The sequence below is a fragment of the Hymenobacter sp. genome (assembly GCF_036387835.1).
In the GTDB taxonomy this organism is placed as follows: domain Bacteria; phylum Bacteroidota; class Bacteroidia; order Cytophagales; family Hymenobacteraceae; genus Hymenobacter.
On sequence record NZ_DASVSY010000090.1, the window covers coordinates 1 to 14751 of the forward strand.

Below are 14751 nucleotides of genomic sequence, written 5' to 3' on the forward strand. Positions count from 1 at the left end.
GCTGCGCCACCTGCGCCTGCCGCGCCCCCGGCTCAGCGCACGCCTGGGCCACGCGCTGGCGTAAATCCAAAGAATAGGCTTGCATACAACCGCTTACGCAGCCTAGTCGCGAACAGCTACACCGTTCTTGAATCTGCTATAGCTACGTTTTCAATATGTATAACTAATAAAGGTTCAATTAATGGCTTAGCAAATTTATCAATAAATTTATATTACACAATCTTATGCTATATTTTGGTTTAGGCATAGGCTATAACCTCCACATACTTACTGGAATTTCTGCTTTACCTTAGCCATCCTAATAACCGGTTGCTTCGGGCGTCTTCTACTGTTGTGGGAATTGAGGTAGCCGGTCTTTTACATTATGCATACCAACTACTACTTCCTGCGCCAGCTCGCGCCAGCCCTTACTCATCAACTAGCAAGCTATAAGGTGGCAACGTGCTTTTCGCAGGAGAAGGACGAGCTGGTCATAGGCCTGACCAACGGAACAGCGGAATTTTGGCTACGGGCACAGCTTACAGCCACATTCACGGTGTTGGCTTTGCCTGAAACGTTTTACCGCGCCCGCGCTAATTCAGTGGACTTGCTACCTGGCTTGTTGAACCAGGAGGTAGCAGAAGTAAGGGCGGTACCGAACGACCGGGTGCTGCAGCTGCGTTTTCAGAGCGGCGCTACGTTGCTGCTGAAGCTGTATGGGCCCCGTCCTAACGCCATTTTCCGCCCTACTCCCGACGCACCAGCTGAGCTATTTCATCAACGCTACGCAGCCGATGCCGAAATTCAGCCACTGTCAGCCAACGAGAATGTGTCGCCTGCTCTTCCTCCCAAAACTGAAGAAGAACAAGGGGATAAGGCATCGACAGTAAATCCGCTTAAGCGTTATCCAGCCTTGGCCGATTTGCCGACCCGCTACCTCCGTACTCAGGGCTACGACCCGGCTCCACTGGCGTTCAAAGAACAGTTAATTCAGCAGGTACTCGTACTGCTTGAAAATCCTGCGGCATTCTATTTAGTGGTGGTAGAAGGCCGTACTCGTTTGAGTTTGCTGCCCGTGGGTGAAGTGGAACGGACTCTTCCACCCGACCCAATTGCGGCTCTGCGGCTCTTCGTGCCCCTGACGCTGGGGCGCCGCGCTCACGAAACAGAGCTCCAGCAGGTTCGCCAGTCACTGGAGCGCCGCGCCGACGAAGCTACGACCAGTGCCAGCATGGCCCGCACGCGACTGTATGACCTGGAGCACACAGCGGGCTACCGACAAACTGCCGACCTGATTATGGCGCATTTAAGCCAGATTCCGGCCGGAGCCAGCAGCGTGGAAGTAGTGGACTTTTACCAGGACAACCAGCCCCGCCTCATCAAACTCAAACCAACCGAAACTCCTCAGCGCACCGCGCAGAACCTCTACCGGAAGGCCAAAAACCAACAGATTGAAAGCCGTCAGCTTACTGAGCGAGTGGAGCGGCGCGAGGCGGAGGCTTTCTGGTGTCTGGAACGACTAGAGGAGTTGGAGAAGCTGCCCCCTGACTTACGAACTCTGCGTGCTTGGCGCAAGCAGCACCAGCTTGAGCCCGAAGCAAAAACCAAAGAGGCCCAAGAACTTCCCTTCAAGGTGTTTGAAGATGGCGGCTTCACTATCCTGGTAGGTCGCAACGCCCAAAACAACGATTTGCTTACTCAGCGCTACGCGCACAAAGACGACCTGTGGCTGCATGCCAAGGACGTAAGCGGCTCGCATGTAGTTATTAAGCACCGAGCGGGCCAGCCGGTACCGGAACCCGTGGTAGAGCATGCCGCTCAGCTAGCCGCATGGTATTCGCGCCGCCAAAACGATTCCCTCTGCCCCGTCACAGTCACGCCGAAAAAATTCGTACGTAAACCCAAAGGTGCTCTACCGGGTCAAGTAGTGGTAGAGCGCGAGAAAGTGGTGCTGGTAGTACCCGCTAACCCGTTTGAGCGCAACGGCACGTTGTAACACTTGTATAAAGCAAAAGCCCGTTTCAGCTAGCTGAAACGGGCTTTTGTATTTGGAGTGCGCGCGGGGAGATTCGAACTCCCACACCCGAAGGCACCACCCCCTCAAGATGGCGTGTCTACCAGTTTCACCACGTGCGCAGATGACGGCAAGCACTCCTTTACTTATCGAAAACCGAAGCTTTCGGCCTGCTGAGGCGGCAGAGCGAGGGCAAAAGTAGGAACTCCGGTTGGGTGGTGCAAGCTTGCACGGGTATTTTTTGCCAAGCAAGCAGACCAGTGTTGGCCGAGGCAGAGCGTTGTACACTCAGCATCAGGCCCGAACCAACTCATGCGTAGTTCAGAATAAAGTTGAGACATTTCTAACTACAAGCGCCCAAGGTGATTCTTATTGCCTTTTTTCTCGCTTCCCCCTCCAGCAATGCCTACTTCTCTGCCCACCGATTCTGTTCGCTCTAATCTATTTGCCCGTTTCGCCGAGCGTGTCACGGCTTGGTCGGGGTCCACCATGGCCTTCTGCCTGGCACTTAGCACGGTACTGGTTTGGGCGCTTACTGGCCCGTTATTTCACTATTCGGAAACCTGGCAGCTCGTCATCAATACGGGTACTACCATCGTTACCTTCCTGATGGTGTTTCTGATTCAGCGGGCTCAGAACAAGGATTCGTTGGTACTCCATCTCAAACTCAACGAGTTACTTGCATCCCACAAAGGTGCTAGCAACCGGCTTATTAACGCGCAGGACTTCTCGGAGGAAGAAATCCATTTGCTCCACCGCTATTTCGACGTGCTAGCCGAGAAGGCGAGGCATGACTCGAATTTGGGCAGAACCCACAGCGTAGAGGAAGCCGAGGAGAACCACGTTATTAAGCTGCATACTCGCCACAAGCCCAATTAGCCTCATTTAGTGGCCTCCTATTGCCTAATGAGTAGGCAGCGCAGCAACTACTGGCATATTCAATTACACGTAATGGAATCAACAAAAAACCGCCCCTGCTTCAATTGAAAGCAGGGGCGGTTTTGAAAGGAGCGACACGAGGGCTATTCGGCGCGCACTAGGGGCGTATCAACTACGTGCTCGGAAACGAACCACACTTGCAGCTCATTGGTGCGCATCACGTCACTCACTACCACATCGTTGGTACCATCGTCGCCAGCGTCGGCGGCGGTTTTGGCGTACTCGTGGCAGTTTTTAAGGATAATCTGGTGGGCCTCCAATAGCCGGGACACTTGCACGGGCGCTTCTTCCCGGTCGCGGGGCGGGCGGGGAATGCTGGTGAGTTCAGCTACATCGTGGGCCATAGCCACGGCCACGCCACCCAAGATTTGGATGCGCTCGGCAATGATATCTACCAGGCCGCTTTGCTCTTCGTAGTGCTTGTCGTAGAGGAGGTGCAGTTGGTAGAAAGTAGGGCCTACCACCTGCCAATGGTGTTTCTTGTATAGGTCGCGCAGTGTGATAGTGTCAGCCAAAAGCTGGTTGAGGTTAGCTACGCTCTGCTGACGCGTATCGGTATCGAGGCCGATGGGTAGGCGCTGCGACACCGTACCAAATTTTTGCAGCGCAGCGGGCGCGTCGAACTGCTGATTAATGACTGGCTGCAGCATAGGCGATACAGCACCCTTGGACGATGCTTGGCCGTTAGAAGAAGGTGCTTTTTTGCTGGCCGCAGAAGCTTTAGGAGTTGCAACAGCAGCAGAAGTTTTGGTGGCGGGAGCTTTGGCCATGGTCCTGAAAAGAAAAAAATAATCGAAGGAAATAAGCCGCAAGTCGGTTATACTCAACTGCACAGCTACTGCTTAGTACGCATAAACAACCTTCAGGTTAGCACAAAGACTATATTACTTGCTTATGGTACACGCACATGCGCATCCGCATCCCGAAGAACACTTGGCTAGTTCGGCTATGCTCCAAGACATTGTTATTGGGCTTTCCGATGGACTTACAGTGCCTTTTGCCCTGGCCGCAGGCTTGAGCGGAGCCGTTGCTTCCTCGAATTTAGTGATAACCGCAGGGCTGGCAGAGATTGTGGCAGGCTCGATTGCGATGGGGCTCGGCGGCTATTTGGCTGGTCGGACGGAAGTGGACCACTATCAGGCCGAGTTAGCACGCGAGTACCGCGAGGTGCGCGAAGTACCAGCCGTAGAACGGGCCGAAGTGGAAGATCTGTTGGCAGAAATCGGCCTCTCTGAAAACACTCGCAAACTGGCGGTAGCCGAGCTAACGGCCGACCCCGACCAGTGGGTGCGGTTTATGATGAAATACGAGCTAGGCTTAGAGCAACCCGACCCCAAGCAGGCGCCTAAGAGTGCCGCTACAATCAGCATAGCGTATGCCGCTGGTGGCTTGATACCGCTGAGCGCTTATGTGTTTACGTCCACACCCAACCAAGGGCTGTTTTGGTCGGCCATCATCACGCTGCTATGTTTGCTGCTCTTTGGGTACCTGAAAAGCCGCCTGACTGGCCAACCGCCAATAAGTGGAGCTTTCAAGATGGCAGGCATTGGAGCGTTAGCAGCAGCGGCGGCGTTCGGGGTAGCTAAATTAATTTCCTTGTAAACTGGTTAAGCGAAACCGGCCTTCTGATAAACAAGAAAGGTGAGGCCACTACCTCTTCTCCAGTTATTGCCTTTTAGAAGCAGCCCCTGCACCACTTCGCTACTGACGACGTTCTTTGTCACAGTGAATTCGTAAAACTTTCAACGCAGCCATACGGCTACAGCTATGCCTTTTCCTTTCTTCGGCGACGACAAATCCACTATTGCTACCCTTTTGAATACCCTCCCGCAAACCGGCCACTTGACTTGGATAGGCTTACGGCCCGTGCGGCGAGAAGCAGTGCTTTCTGTGCTGGAAGCCACTGCCGAAACGGATCGTCATTTGAATGGCGACCACGCCCGTCCTAAAACGGGTGGCAAGCGTCAGATCACCTTAATTCAAGGCGAGCACTTAACTGCGGTAGCGGGCTACCTTGGCCACGACTCGCCGCTTGACCCCGCGCGGCTACGACGCAATTTGGTGGTAACTGGCCTCAACTTGTTAGCCCTTAAAAATCGCCGGATTCAGATTGGAGAGGAGGTCTTGCTGGACATTACGGGAGAGTGCCACCCCTGTTCCCGCATGGAAGAGGAACTAGGACCAGGTGGCTACAACGCTATGCGCGGCCACGGTGGTATTACGGCCCGCATTGTGCAAGGAGGTGTGCTTCGCGTGGGAGACACAGTACGGGTAGTTGCTACACAACCAGACTCCGAATAGGTCGCGGAATGGCTACATAGGGACAAGATATAATTTGTTTGTTGTACTAGCCCGTATTCCAAAAAGTCCTTTCCCATAAGAATAATGTAAAATGCTAGCTACTTGACTGCTTAGTAGCAGATTATACTTGATGCAATTACCACACAACTATTACACAACTAAGGCACAATTGTTATTTTAATTATTTAGGTATACATTTAACTTTTTAAGGCTTAAACGCGTATATCAAGTAAGCTTATTCTGTTATTATTTTTATAAAAAAGGTGGTTTTAGTTCTATAACGGCTCGAAGTTCATGTATGTTTCCCACATAAACGACCCTTGTTTTATGCAACTGCTCCCATCTGCAACTTCTCTTCCGGCCACAGCTGTAGCATTACTTTTCTTGAAAGGTGGTTTGCTTGTTGCCCCCTACTCATCTTTTGATTCCATACCGGCTAATACATCTTCCCCGGTGAAGTCCCGCCCACGTAGCCTTGGAAAAGGATTCAGTCAGTTTCGCAACAGGCGTCGGCATATGGCAGCTTGTTAGGCGCTGCGCGAGTAGTGCAAGACAGCAGATAATCTCTTCAAAAGCCCCTGCTATTGACTTAACGCCCACCGGCAAATAATCATAGCTTTTAGATCTTGCTTAGCATAAAACGCTACTCTAAAAAAGCCCGGCACAGCTATTCGATGTGCGCAGTAGAAGCCAGAGAATTTAGATTACACAAGAACACTCAACTTCCAGCTAACGCAGCATGCGTGGTAAGCTGCTGATAACGATCTTATCTGGAAAACAAGCACTGGATCAGTCCTGCTGCGAAGGAAGACGCTCAGGAGTGCTAACTGTGGCTTTACGAGTAATACGGTAGGCAAGTGCCACCACTATGTTGCGCTTTGCTGACGTGTTTTGAGGTACAAACTGGCCTTGTTTGATAATAGGCTGGTTGTAGTTGGCTTGGTTCACCCAGCCCGTTTGGAGCGTCAGGTGGTCGTTGAACTGATAGCCGGTCCCTAGGTAGATGCGGTTGCGTTCAAGCACAGGGCCTTTGGGGTTAAGAAAGAGTTCGTCGTAAGCGGAGAGGAAGACGGTACCAGGCCCGATGGTTTTCTTGTTGAGGGGGTAAAACGCATTGAGGCGGTAGCGTAGTCGCTGGCGGGAGGAGGTGCTATCGTCGCGGAATCGAAACCAGCGCTGCTCCACCCGGTACCGATGCTCTATTTTCAACCGGCTAGAATACTGCGTCAATACAACCTGTCCCCACAAGCGCTTTTCCACATTCAGAGGCCCCGCGGGGCGGTCTTGGTAGTCGGAGGTAGCGTAGCGGCCACCACCTAGCAGCACTGTGAAGTTCTTGTCGAGGTCGAAGCTGACACCGGCTTTCAGCTCGTTGTAGAAATACTGATGGAACAGGGCGTTGGTACGGGCCTGCGCCTCCGCAAAGCCTCCCCAGCGCTGCTCGGTGCTACCAGGCAGCTGCAACGTTCCAATAAACCAAGTGCCCCAAGGCTGTACAGGATTGGAAGGCGACTGCGCCAAGACTGGGTGACTGGCACTAGCTAGCAGCAACACAGCAGAGCTTGCAACGAGGAGATGTTTATTCATTGGAAAAGCAAACGAGAAACAGGGGTGCTGACTAGGCGTTGGTCAGCTTCCAAAGTTTCATGCTTGCTCTTCCCAATTGCCTTAGGCTAGTTGCTAGCCAAGGTAAATATATCTGGCGGTTGCTAGGCACGCAGTAAGAGGCCGTGTTGAAGTTGCCTGTTAGTTATACGTAGCCTCGAAGTCGGGTTTGCTGCACTCATAAACGAGAAAAGGGTCTCAGCCAATGACTGAGACCCTTTTTATAACCTTACGCACCGCCTTCCATTCGCACAATGCGTGGCGTGAAAGACCCAAGCACATCTACTAGGTCCGTCTGGCTGGCCATGACGGCGCGGATGTCTTTATAGGCTTGCGGCGCTTCGTCGAGGCCACCCCCAATCAACTCGATATTGTGTTGCTGGAGGTAGCGTTTCACCTCGGCTTCGCCTAGCTCCAGCTTGGCTCGCGTCCGCGACATGGCCCGGCCGGCACCGTGCGAGGCTGATGCCAACGAATCGGCATTGCCGCGGCCGCGCACAATAAAGCCAGGAGCCGTCATCGAGCCGGGAATGATGCCGAGTACACCCTGGCCGGCGGGTGTAGCGCCCTTGCGGTGCACGATTACCTCGCGGCCATCGGCCAGGCGCTCTTTCCAGGCGAAATTGTGGTGGTTTTCCACTTTCGCCAGGGGCCGCTCCCCAAGAGCTTTAGCCAAGCGCTGGTGAATCTGGTGGTGGCAGGCCGAAGCGTAGTCACCGGCTAGGTTCATAGCCGCCCAATACTCCTGCCCGGCCTCACTGTCGAGGGAGAGCCAAGCCAAATGCTGTGCTTCCGAAGGCAATTGGCACACATCTTTGGCGAGCTTGGTGTAGTGATTGGCTACGCTGGCGCCCAGGCCACGGGAGCCCGAGTGCGAAAGCAGCCCCAGGTACTCCCCTACCGGCATGCCCAGCTCGTTGCTAGGGTCGGTAATGTCGACGATGCCCCACTCCACAAAGTGGTTGCCGCCGCCCGACGTGCCAATTTGCTCGGCCGCCGTGGCTTGCTTGTTGCGCAGGAAACCAATGTCTTGGAACTCGGCGCGGTCCAGTACGGCGTGGTCGAGCTTCTGGCCACGTTGGAAGCCTTGCTTGTTGCCGAAGCGGGTGTTGTCGAGGAGCAGCTTGCGCAGTTCCTGCACCCGCTGTTCCAGGTGCTTGGGTGGCAAAGCAAACACTGATAGCGCCATCCGGCACCCAATATCCACGCCAACGGCGTAAGGAATGACAGCGTTGTCGGTAGCCAGCACGCCCCCTATGGGCAGGCCGTAGCCGTGGTGGGCGTCGGGCATGAGAGCACCGGCGACGGTTACGGGCAGTTTCATGGCCGTTTCCATCTGGTGGATGGCGCCGTGCTCGATGTATTCGGCGCCAAAGACGGCGTATTCCTTGCGCTCGGCGAGGGCAATATGGCGGCTGGGCGGCGGCAGCAACGCGGCGGCCGTATGGCTCCAGTCGAGGTGGGTAAGGAAGTCTTTAGGAGTTTCTAGTAAGCGCTGCAATAGCGCTAGTTGGTCGGTTTGAGAGAGTTTTTTGAGATGCCTGCGCTGCAATTGAGCAAGTGCCAGCCCGATGGCCCGGCCTTCCGGGAAGCCAAGCTGCCGAAGGTCGTTGCCGCGTAAAAGATTGCCCATATAGAGGGTTGTTAATTGATGAACGTTGATTGTTAACCGAACGAGTTACCAGAGACTGTAGCGCGAAGCCGGAGCGTCGCGTATCGCGGAGCACTGTATCGGCTCGGCAATCGGCAACGAAACGTGAAGCTCTGCTTCGCGCCATAACCCTGTTTCACAACTATTTGACCAGTTTTTTTCTAAACTTCGGAGCAATAGACGGCCCGCGCAACGGGCCCATGGGGCCGACGTATCGGGTCGGAGTAGCGCGTACCTACGGCATCCAGGGAAGAGAAAAGGAGTTGGGAAGGGTGAAAAGCGAATAGCCACTTGGGGTTTCAGACGAAGTAAGGCTAGCCTACGACACCTTCCCTTTCTGCTTTATTCGAAACCTGACAGGGCAACAAGCCGCGAAGCCCACAAAATGTGCTCTAACCACTGAGCTACTGCCTGGTAGCGGCAGGTGGGAATTGAACCCACGACCCCATTGCCCCAAGCGAAGTATGGCTTCGCTACGGCACCTGTCAGGTGAAATTATGTACGGGGCAACTAGCGCCAAGCCTCCTAATGAACCTGCTCTGCCAGTTGAGCTACAGCGCCACTGAAGGCAGCACCAGCAGGACTCGAACCTGCAACCTGGGCAATCACAATGCGAAGTATGGCCCGACTACGGCACCCGTGCAAGGGTAATAAGTAATGGGATAAAATGCGGCGGCCGTTTCTGTAGCGCGTCTACCAATTTCGCAACTCACGGCTTTCAGTCGCGAGGCAGGACTCGAACCTGCATATCCTTACGGAACTACACCGAAGTATCGGCTACCTACGACACCCACTACTGGAACTCTATTTCTGTGGATTTCAAACGGGGCAACAGGCGCCAGCCACTCGGTCTTGCCCTACCAATTTCCGGCGCCATGCTTGGAAGCATCACTTCGGGAGTCGAACCCGCGACAAGACCTGTTTGGGGGCGAAGTAAGGCTAGCTTACGGCACCCGCTTGAAGATCAACAAGAAAAGTCTGCCGGGGCAACATGTAATGAGCTCTTTGCTCTACCAATTGAGCTACAGACCCGTAGTAAAAAGTACGCAGGCCTGACAAGAATCGAACTTATAACCGAAGTAAGGCTCATTTACGACACCCGGCAGGGTGATTTATTTGCTGGGTCCACCAGCTTCGGGGCAACAGGCGGCTGGCGTATTGTCCACGGCCGAAGCCGTGGAGTGGGACTCGAACCCGGCAAGCCTTCCGAAGAGAGGTTGCTTCACCAACGAAGTAACGCCCGCCTACGGCACCCGAAGTGGTGGCTCAGCTATTTGGAACGGCAAGCCGAAGCGCTGTTGCCTCAGCTACCTGCCGTTCCGGCTGGCGGCTGCCGTAAGCTGGTCAGCCGCCTTCCCAATTATAATAACGCAAGAATTAACATGATTATTTAGTCTTTTGTGAAATAAATGTTGCCATTGATTTCTGTTGAGGTGAATTCATTGATTGTTTCGGAGCAGTAACCCAGAAGTGGCGGCAGCTTTCACTGGTTCGAATGCCACTCCCGGGGCCGCAGAATGTTAAAAATCGAGGGACTGGATTTCAGTGAGGGCGGAGCCCCCGTTTTCGAGGGCTTCCAACACGCTGAAAACTTTGTCGGACCAGCCGGCTATCAGGGCCACTCCGTCTTCGGCGCGAACGTCGAGGGGAGTGGTGCCGTGGCCGGCTAGGTCGAAGAGGTACAGGCGGGCTTGGGGCGCTACGGTGCGACGGTATTCCACCCACTCGCGGGCCAAAGTTGCACCGTCGCCGTGGCTGTTCCAGAGCTGGCAGTCGGTGAAAATCATCACCTTGTCCACCACCTCCCGGCGGCGCCGCAGGTCCTTGATAACGAGGTAGCCGTTGGTGCTGTAGCCTACCTCTCCTTCGCGGCGGTAGAACTCGTCCACGTTGCCAAGCACCGGCCCGCGGGGCAGACTGAGGCGCTTCCACGTGTTGCCGAACATACCGGCCGTGACGTGCTGGCAGCGGCTTTGCAGCAACATCCCGAGCACCAAGCCTACGTCGTAGAGCTGCACTTTGCTGCGCGCCGACACTGGCTGCTGCATCGAGCCCGACACGTCGCAGGCCACGACCACACGGGTAGCGGCACCGAAACCGCGCAAGTTGGCGGCGCTGTGCGTGATGGCATCTTCCAGAGCGGCGAGTACTGCTGATACGTGGCCGTTTTGCAAGGCTTTCACCTCACGGTAGGCGGCCAAGTAGCGGAAAGGCAGCTGCTTGCTGCGCGCCACCGTCGCCTTGTCGGAGAGCGTAGCGCACACCTCCACTACCGCCTCAGCCGACACGTCGGCTTCGAGGATGTTGCGCAGGTTGCGCAGCAAGGCCATATAACCGAGCTTGCCGCTGCCAATCAGTGCTTCCCACTTCTCACGGAAAGCTGCTGCTCGCTCTGTCTGCGTGGCGTAGATAGCCTGCCCGAGCGCCGACAACTCGGTTTCCCAAGTATAGGGCGTGGGCAAGGTGCCGGCTACCAGTTGGTCGAAGAGGGCTTGCTGCGCCTCGTTACGAGGCGTAGGGTGCACCAGGAACAGCGCGTCGCGCAATCGTACGGCGCCGGCCCGGTCGTACTTGGCCAGCTGGTAACCGTCGAAACGGTTGAAGCTGGCGGCCAGACCTTTCTGGAGCTGCTTGGAGAGGCGGTTGAGGGTTTTCACCCCTGCTCGCTGATTGGCCTGGGCGTAGCAAGCCAACAACTCGGTGATTTCATCGGGGCGCTGCACGATGCGGGCTACTAAGCGGCTCACGAGGTTGTCGCCGCGGTGCAGGCGGGCTAATTCCACGGCCAGTACCAAGGGCACCGAGCGCATGTACATCTGCTCGCGGGCGTACACTGCCAGCTGCGCCACAAACGTGGGGTCGTTGCGGGCCACCAACTCCCGCAACCGGGCTAGCCGCGTGTCGGCCTTCTCGTAGAACTGGTCGCTGAGGGCGGCCGTAGCCACGGCGGCGTACAGCTCCAATTGCGGCGTGAGCGTGAAGGCGGCAGCGCCCTCGTGGTTCACGGTATCGGGTTGGGCTTTGCGGAAAGTAAAGTTGAAGCGCATGGCGGTGGATTGCTGCTTGTTGAATTGTTGATTGTTTGGCTAACACCACTCGGTGCTGCGCGTAGCGGACGGTTTAGTGTTCATTTTCGCTGACTTCTTGAGTTAGCTCAGCAAGTGCTTGGGCACTAGCAGGCGGTTGTCGGTTGCCCAGCGCTGTATCCAGGCGCCTTCCTCGTCGTTGGGACGGCGGTTGAACAGCCCCCGGGCTTGCACTATAGTGCGGTTGGCCTGCACTTCCAGCGTCACGGTGCGAGTGCCGTTGAGAGTGAGCGAGAAAATAGCGCTGCGCCCCCGCCGACAGGACTCGAAGTAGGAAGCCACGCAGTGTCGGAGGGTACGGCCCTCGTCGAGCAGGTTCCTGTAGGTGCGCAATTGGGTGATGCGCACCGGGCACTTGCTACCCCCGGAAAAGTCCGGTACAGGTAGCGGCACCCAGGTGGTGTCCAGCGTAATGCTAGCTTCCGGCACCCGGTACGAAGCTTGGGCTAGCTGGCGGTGCCACTGCGCCGTTTGCGTCAGTACACTGCTCATCGAGCGGCCCTTCAGCGAGAAGCCCGGCTGGGCTGGTTCGCCGTTGATGCCCACCGCGCGCTTCCAATGAATCCAGTCGCACACGGGCCCCAGCTGGTAGGGGTCGACCATGGCTGCGGTGGCAAAGAAGTCCACCACCCGCAGCCAGAATTCATCGTCGCGCCCCAGATAGCGGCTCAGGCGAGAATCGAGCACCGGCCCTAGCCAAGCCAGTTGGTCGCGGGCCGCTAACTGGGCGTAGCGCAAGGCGTGCAGAAAAGAGTAGCCCGCCGGGGCCAGGCGCAGGTGGTGTTCTACCTTGCGGCTAAGCGACACCGGCAGCCCACGAAAGGTGCGGAGTGCCCCACCCCGCCCCAAGTGCACGGTCAGTTCGGCAATGTTGAGGCCGTCGTGCAGGCGGCCGGCAGTCCAGGAGTTGATAACCCAGGCGGGCACATCGCCATACTGGTCGAAGAGGTGGCGCACCAGGCTTTCCAGCTGCCGGAAGGGGTTACGGCTACGGGGCTGCCAGTCGTTCAGCTCGCGGCAGCGCTGAGGCAGCCACTGGGCCACTGCCGCCAAGGCCGGGGCCAGTTCGGCGCGCCAAAGTAGTTCGGTACGCTTGGCGGCTAGGCCGCGCAAAAGCCCGGCGCACTGGCTGCGCTGCTGCTCTTTCTGTTCGTGGATGCAGTGCTTGTAAAACTGCGCCAGCGCCGAATTCTCGCCTAAATGGGCATTGATGACAGGCAGGGAGCCGTAGAGCGAAAACAGGTATTCCACCTGTTGGGGGAGCGGCCAGCGGCGCCAGTCTAGGCGCTTGGCCGCCGAGAGTACTATGCGCGCTTGCTGGGCTTGCCAGACGGCGTGGGGCAAGGGTTTGAGACGGTTGGACATCGGGTTAGGTTCCCTTCACGAGGGCGGTTACCGATTGAAAAATCAGACTGAAAATAGGACCCGGAGGCGGGCACACTGAGTAGTGTCCGAAGGCTTTCGTACATGACAGAGATTATAAAGAGTGATGAATTGAATTTGCAGACCAGAGTAAATACAGTTATTATTTTTAATTAACTACTACCGAAAGAGCATAGCTTTTTCAGGTCGCGTGAAATTAATTTTCAGCGAATAAATAGTATGAAAAAAGCCCGGCTTCCTCTAGAAGTCGGGCTTTTTTCACGGATACGTCACGAAGAATTATCTACGCGAATCGTTCAACGAAAAATCCCGGCCATACCAATCCCGCTTACCGCCAATTGGCCGCTGATGTAGTGATTGGTAGAGAAAACAACTGTTTGACAGGCGCATGGCCAAAGGGGATGAAAGGGTCTGAAAACAAACCACCCGAACCTTCTGGGTTCGGGTGGCGGAAGTATCAGAGGAAGTCTGCTACTACTTAGCTATACCGAACCGCGCATGAAACCATTGGCTCCTTGTCGTCTTGCTTACTGATATAATTAAAGTGGCGTAGCATGGGGTTGTTGTGTTTGGTGTGACAAATATGGGAGGAGTTTTTGTATTCACCAAAATACATTCAGAAATATTTTAATTATTTTTTATCTAGAATAATTCAACAGTAATAAATACCGCAATACACACGCATACACTTACCACGAATTCGTAATTTCCGGGCAACAAAATACTTCACTTAATTAGCTGATTTATCACAGAACAAGCTGTTTTTAATGATTAACCTTATGTTCTACCTTCACTGTATTAGATAAAGCTAAGTACCTTCCTGAACAGTGTAGAGACGCGACACTTTGCGTCTCTACACTGTTCAGGAAGCGGTTATAGCCTCTCCTCATCTAACGAGGGGAACTAGCTCTCTAGCTCTTTAGCCTTCTAGCTTTGAAATAACGCTCCTTGGGTACTTTGGCGCTGCTTTTGCTCGACACTGCTTGTTTTGCATACTCTGTTGCGTATTCACTCTAGCTGCCTGCATGCCCCGCCTTGCCACTTCCGAACGTTACAGCATCAGTTTGCCGAACGGTCACCGCTTTCCGATTGCCAAGTACGAACTGATTCGGGAGCAGCTGTTGTGGCAGGGCATAGCGCCGGCGGAGGACTTCTACGACCCGGGTTTATGTTCGGAGGAAGATATTCTGCGCGTGCACTCACCAGAATATTGGCACCGGGTGCGCGACTTGCACCTCTCCCCTGCCGAAGTGCGCCGGTTGGGTTTGCCGCAAAGCCCGGAGTTGGTGCGCCGCTCGTTGAGCAGCGTGGCCGGTACGGTGCAATCGGCGCGGGGGGCACTGCGCGACGGGATAGGCATGAGCTTGGCGGGTGGCACGCACCACGCGTTTCGGGACCGGGGCGAAGGTTTCTGCGTGCTCAATGATATTGCGGTGGCTGCTATGCACTTGCTACATCACGAGCTAGCCAAGCAGATTTTGGTGGTTGACCTGGACGTGCACCAAGGCGACGGCACGGCTAGCATTTTTCGGGAAGAGCCGCGCGTGTTTACCTTCTCGATGCACGCCGGCGCTAACTATCCGCTGCGCAAAGAGCAGTCCAACCGGGACGTGGCGCTTGATTTGGGCACCGAGGATGCTACTTACTTACTTACTGATGTTACGCAGTCGCAGGGACAGTTCATTCGTTTAGGAACCTTATGATGAGTTGCACACTGGACCTGTACACGGATTATTTGCTGAGTTCGACGGGGGCGACCACGGCCACGGGCTTGTCGGGACTACTGGACGGGG

The 14751-nt window shown here is 55.3% G+C and carries 10 protein-coding genes and 1 tRNA gene; 5 read left to right on the forward strand and 6 right to left on the reverse strand.

The window, feature by feature from the left end; genetic code table 11:
- The first annotated feature begins 364 nt into the window (after positions 1 to 364).
- Positions 365 to 1975, forward strand: coding sequence for an NFACT RNA binding domain-containing protein (locus VF639_RS17395; RefSeq protein WP_331147204.1), 1611 nt, complete (start codon positions 365 to 367; stop codon positions 1973 to 1975).
- A 58-nt stretch (positions 1976 to 2033) separates the two neighbouring features.
- On the opposite strand, the gene VF639_RS17400 is transcribed toward VF639_RS17395, so the two are convergent.
- Positions 2034 to 2115, reverse strand: a tRNA-Leu gene (locus VF639_RS17400).
- 280 nt (positions 2116 to 2395) lie between these two features.
- Between VF639_RS17400 and VF639_RS17405 the strand changes: the two genes are divergently transcribed.
- Positions 2396 to 2872 carry a low affinity iron permease family protein gene (locus tag VF639_RS17405; protein WP_331147205.1) on the forward strand — a complete coding sequence of 159 codons (477 nt, stop codon included), beginning with the start codon at positions 2396 to 2398 and terminating at the stop codon, positions 2870 to 2872.
- A gap of 143 nt (positions 2873 to 3015) precedes the next feature.
- Here VF639_RS17405 and VF639_RS17410 read toward each other — a convergent pair whose 3' ends face one another.
- A complete protein-coding gene (locus VF639_RS17410) occupies positions 3016 to 3702 on the reverse strand; it encodes a Dps family protein (protein ID WP_331147206.1) in 687 nt (228 codons plus the stop codon).
- 124 nt (positions 3703 to 3826) lie between these two features.
- On the opposite strand from VF639_RS17410, the gene VF639_RS17415 reads away from it, so the two are divergent.
- Positions 3827 to 4534, forward strand: coding sequence for a VIT1/CCC1 transporter family protein (locus tag VF639_RS17415; RefSeq protein WP_331147207.1), 708 nt, complete (start codon positions 3827 to 3829; stop codon positions 4532 to 4534).
- Between the two features lie 165 nt (positions 4535 to 4699).
- On the forward strand, positions 4700 to 5233 hold the full coding sequence (locus VF639_RS17420; protein ID WP_331147208.1) for an MOSC domain-containing protein: 534 nt from the start codon (positions 4700 to 4702) through the stop codon (positions 5231 to 5233).
- 789 nt (positions 5234 to 6022) lie between these two features.
- Here VF639_RS17420 and VF639_RS17425 read toward each other — a convergent pair.
- The 4 genes from VF639_RS17425 to VF639_RS17440 form a co-directional block, all read right to left on the reverse strand.
- Positions 6023 to 6820: a DUF2490 domain-containing protein gene (locus tag VF639_RS17425; protein WP_331147209.1), complete on the reverse strand. Its 798-nt coding sequence runs from the start codon at positions 6818 to 6820 to the stop codon at positions 6023 to 6025.
- Between the two features lie 247 nt (positions 6821 to 7067).
- On the reverse strand, positions 7068 to 8471 hold the full coding sequence (locus tag VF639_RS17430; RefSeq protein WP_331147210.1) for an RtcB family protein: 1404 nt from the start codon (positions 8469 to 8471) through the stop codon (positions 7068 to 7070).
- A 1538-nt stretch (positions 8472 to 10009) separates the two neighbouring features.
- On the reverse strand, positions 10010 to 11536 hold the full coding sequence (locus VF639_RS17435; RefSeq protein ID WP_331147211.1) for a TROVE domain-containing protein: 1527 nt from the start codon (positions 11534 to 11536) through the stop codon (positions 10010 to 10012).
- 102 nt (positions 11537 to 11638) lie between these two features.
- Entirely contained in the window at positions 11639 to 12940 is a 1302-nt protein-coding gene (locus tag VF639_RS17440) for a PcfJ domain-containing protein (protein ID WP_331147212.1), read from the reverse strand.
- A 1043-nt stretch (positions 12941 to 13983) separates the two neighbouring features.
- Between VF639_RS17440 and VF639_RS17445 the strand changes: the two genes are divergently transcribed.
- Positions 13984 to 14661 (forward strand): histone deacetylase family protein, encoded by a 678-nt coding sequence (locus tag VF639_RS17445; RefSeq protein ID WP_331147213.1) that lies wholly within the window; start codon positions 13984 to 13986, stop codon positions 14659 to 14661.
- Positions 14662 to 14751: the final 90 nt, after the last annotated feature.

Bases quoted from the DNA above. Each gene is read 5' to 3' on its own strand.
- VF639_RS17395 (WP_331147204.1), top strand. From the start codon at position 365: ATGCATACCAACTACTACTTCCTGCGCCAGCTCGCGCCAGCCCTTACT.
- VF639_RS17405 (WP_331147205.1), top strand. From the start codon at position 2,396: ATGCCTACTTCTCTGCCCACCGATTCTGTTCGCTCTAATCTATTTGCC.
- VF639_RS17410 (WP_331147206.1), bottom strand. From the start codon at position 3,702: ATGGCCAAAGCTCCCGCCACCAAAACTTCTGCTGCTGTTGCAACTCCT.
- VF639_RS17415 (WP_331147207.1), top strand. From the start codon at position 3,827: ATGGTACACGCACATGCGCATCCGCATCCCGAAGAACACTTGGCTAGT.
- VF639_RS17420 (WP_331147208.1), top strand. From the start codon at position 4,700: ATGCCTTTTCCTTTCTTCGGCGACGACAAATCCACTATTGCTACCCTT.
- VF639_RS17425 (WP_331147209.1), bottom strand. From the start codon at position 6,820: ATGAATAAACATCTCCTCGTTGCAAGCTCTGCTGTGTTGCTGCTAGCT.
- VF639_RS17430 (WP_331147210.1), bottom strand. From the start codon at position 8,471: ATGGGCAATCTTTTACGCGGCAACGACCTTCGGCAGCTTGGCTTCCCG.
- VF639_RS17435 (WP_331147211.1), bottom strand. From the start codon at position 11,536: ATGCGCTTCAACTTTACTTTCCGCAAAGCCCAACCCGATACCGTGAAC.
- VF639_RS17440 (WP_331147212.1), bottom strand. From the start codon at position 12,940: ATGTCCAACCGTCTCAAACCCTTGCCCCACGCCGTCTGGCAAGCCCAG.
- VF639_RS17445 (WP_331147213.1), top strand. From the start codon at position 13,984: ATGCCCCGCCTTGCCACTTCCGAACGTTACAGCATCAGTTTGCCGAAC.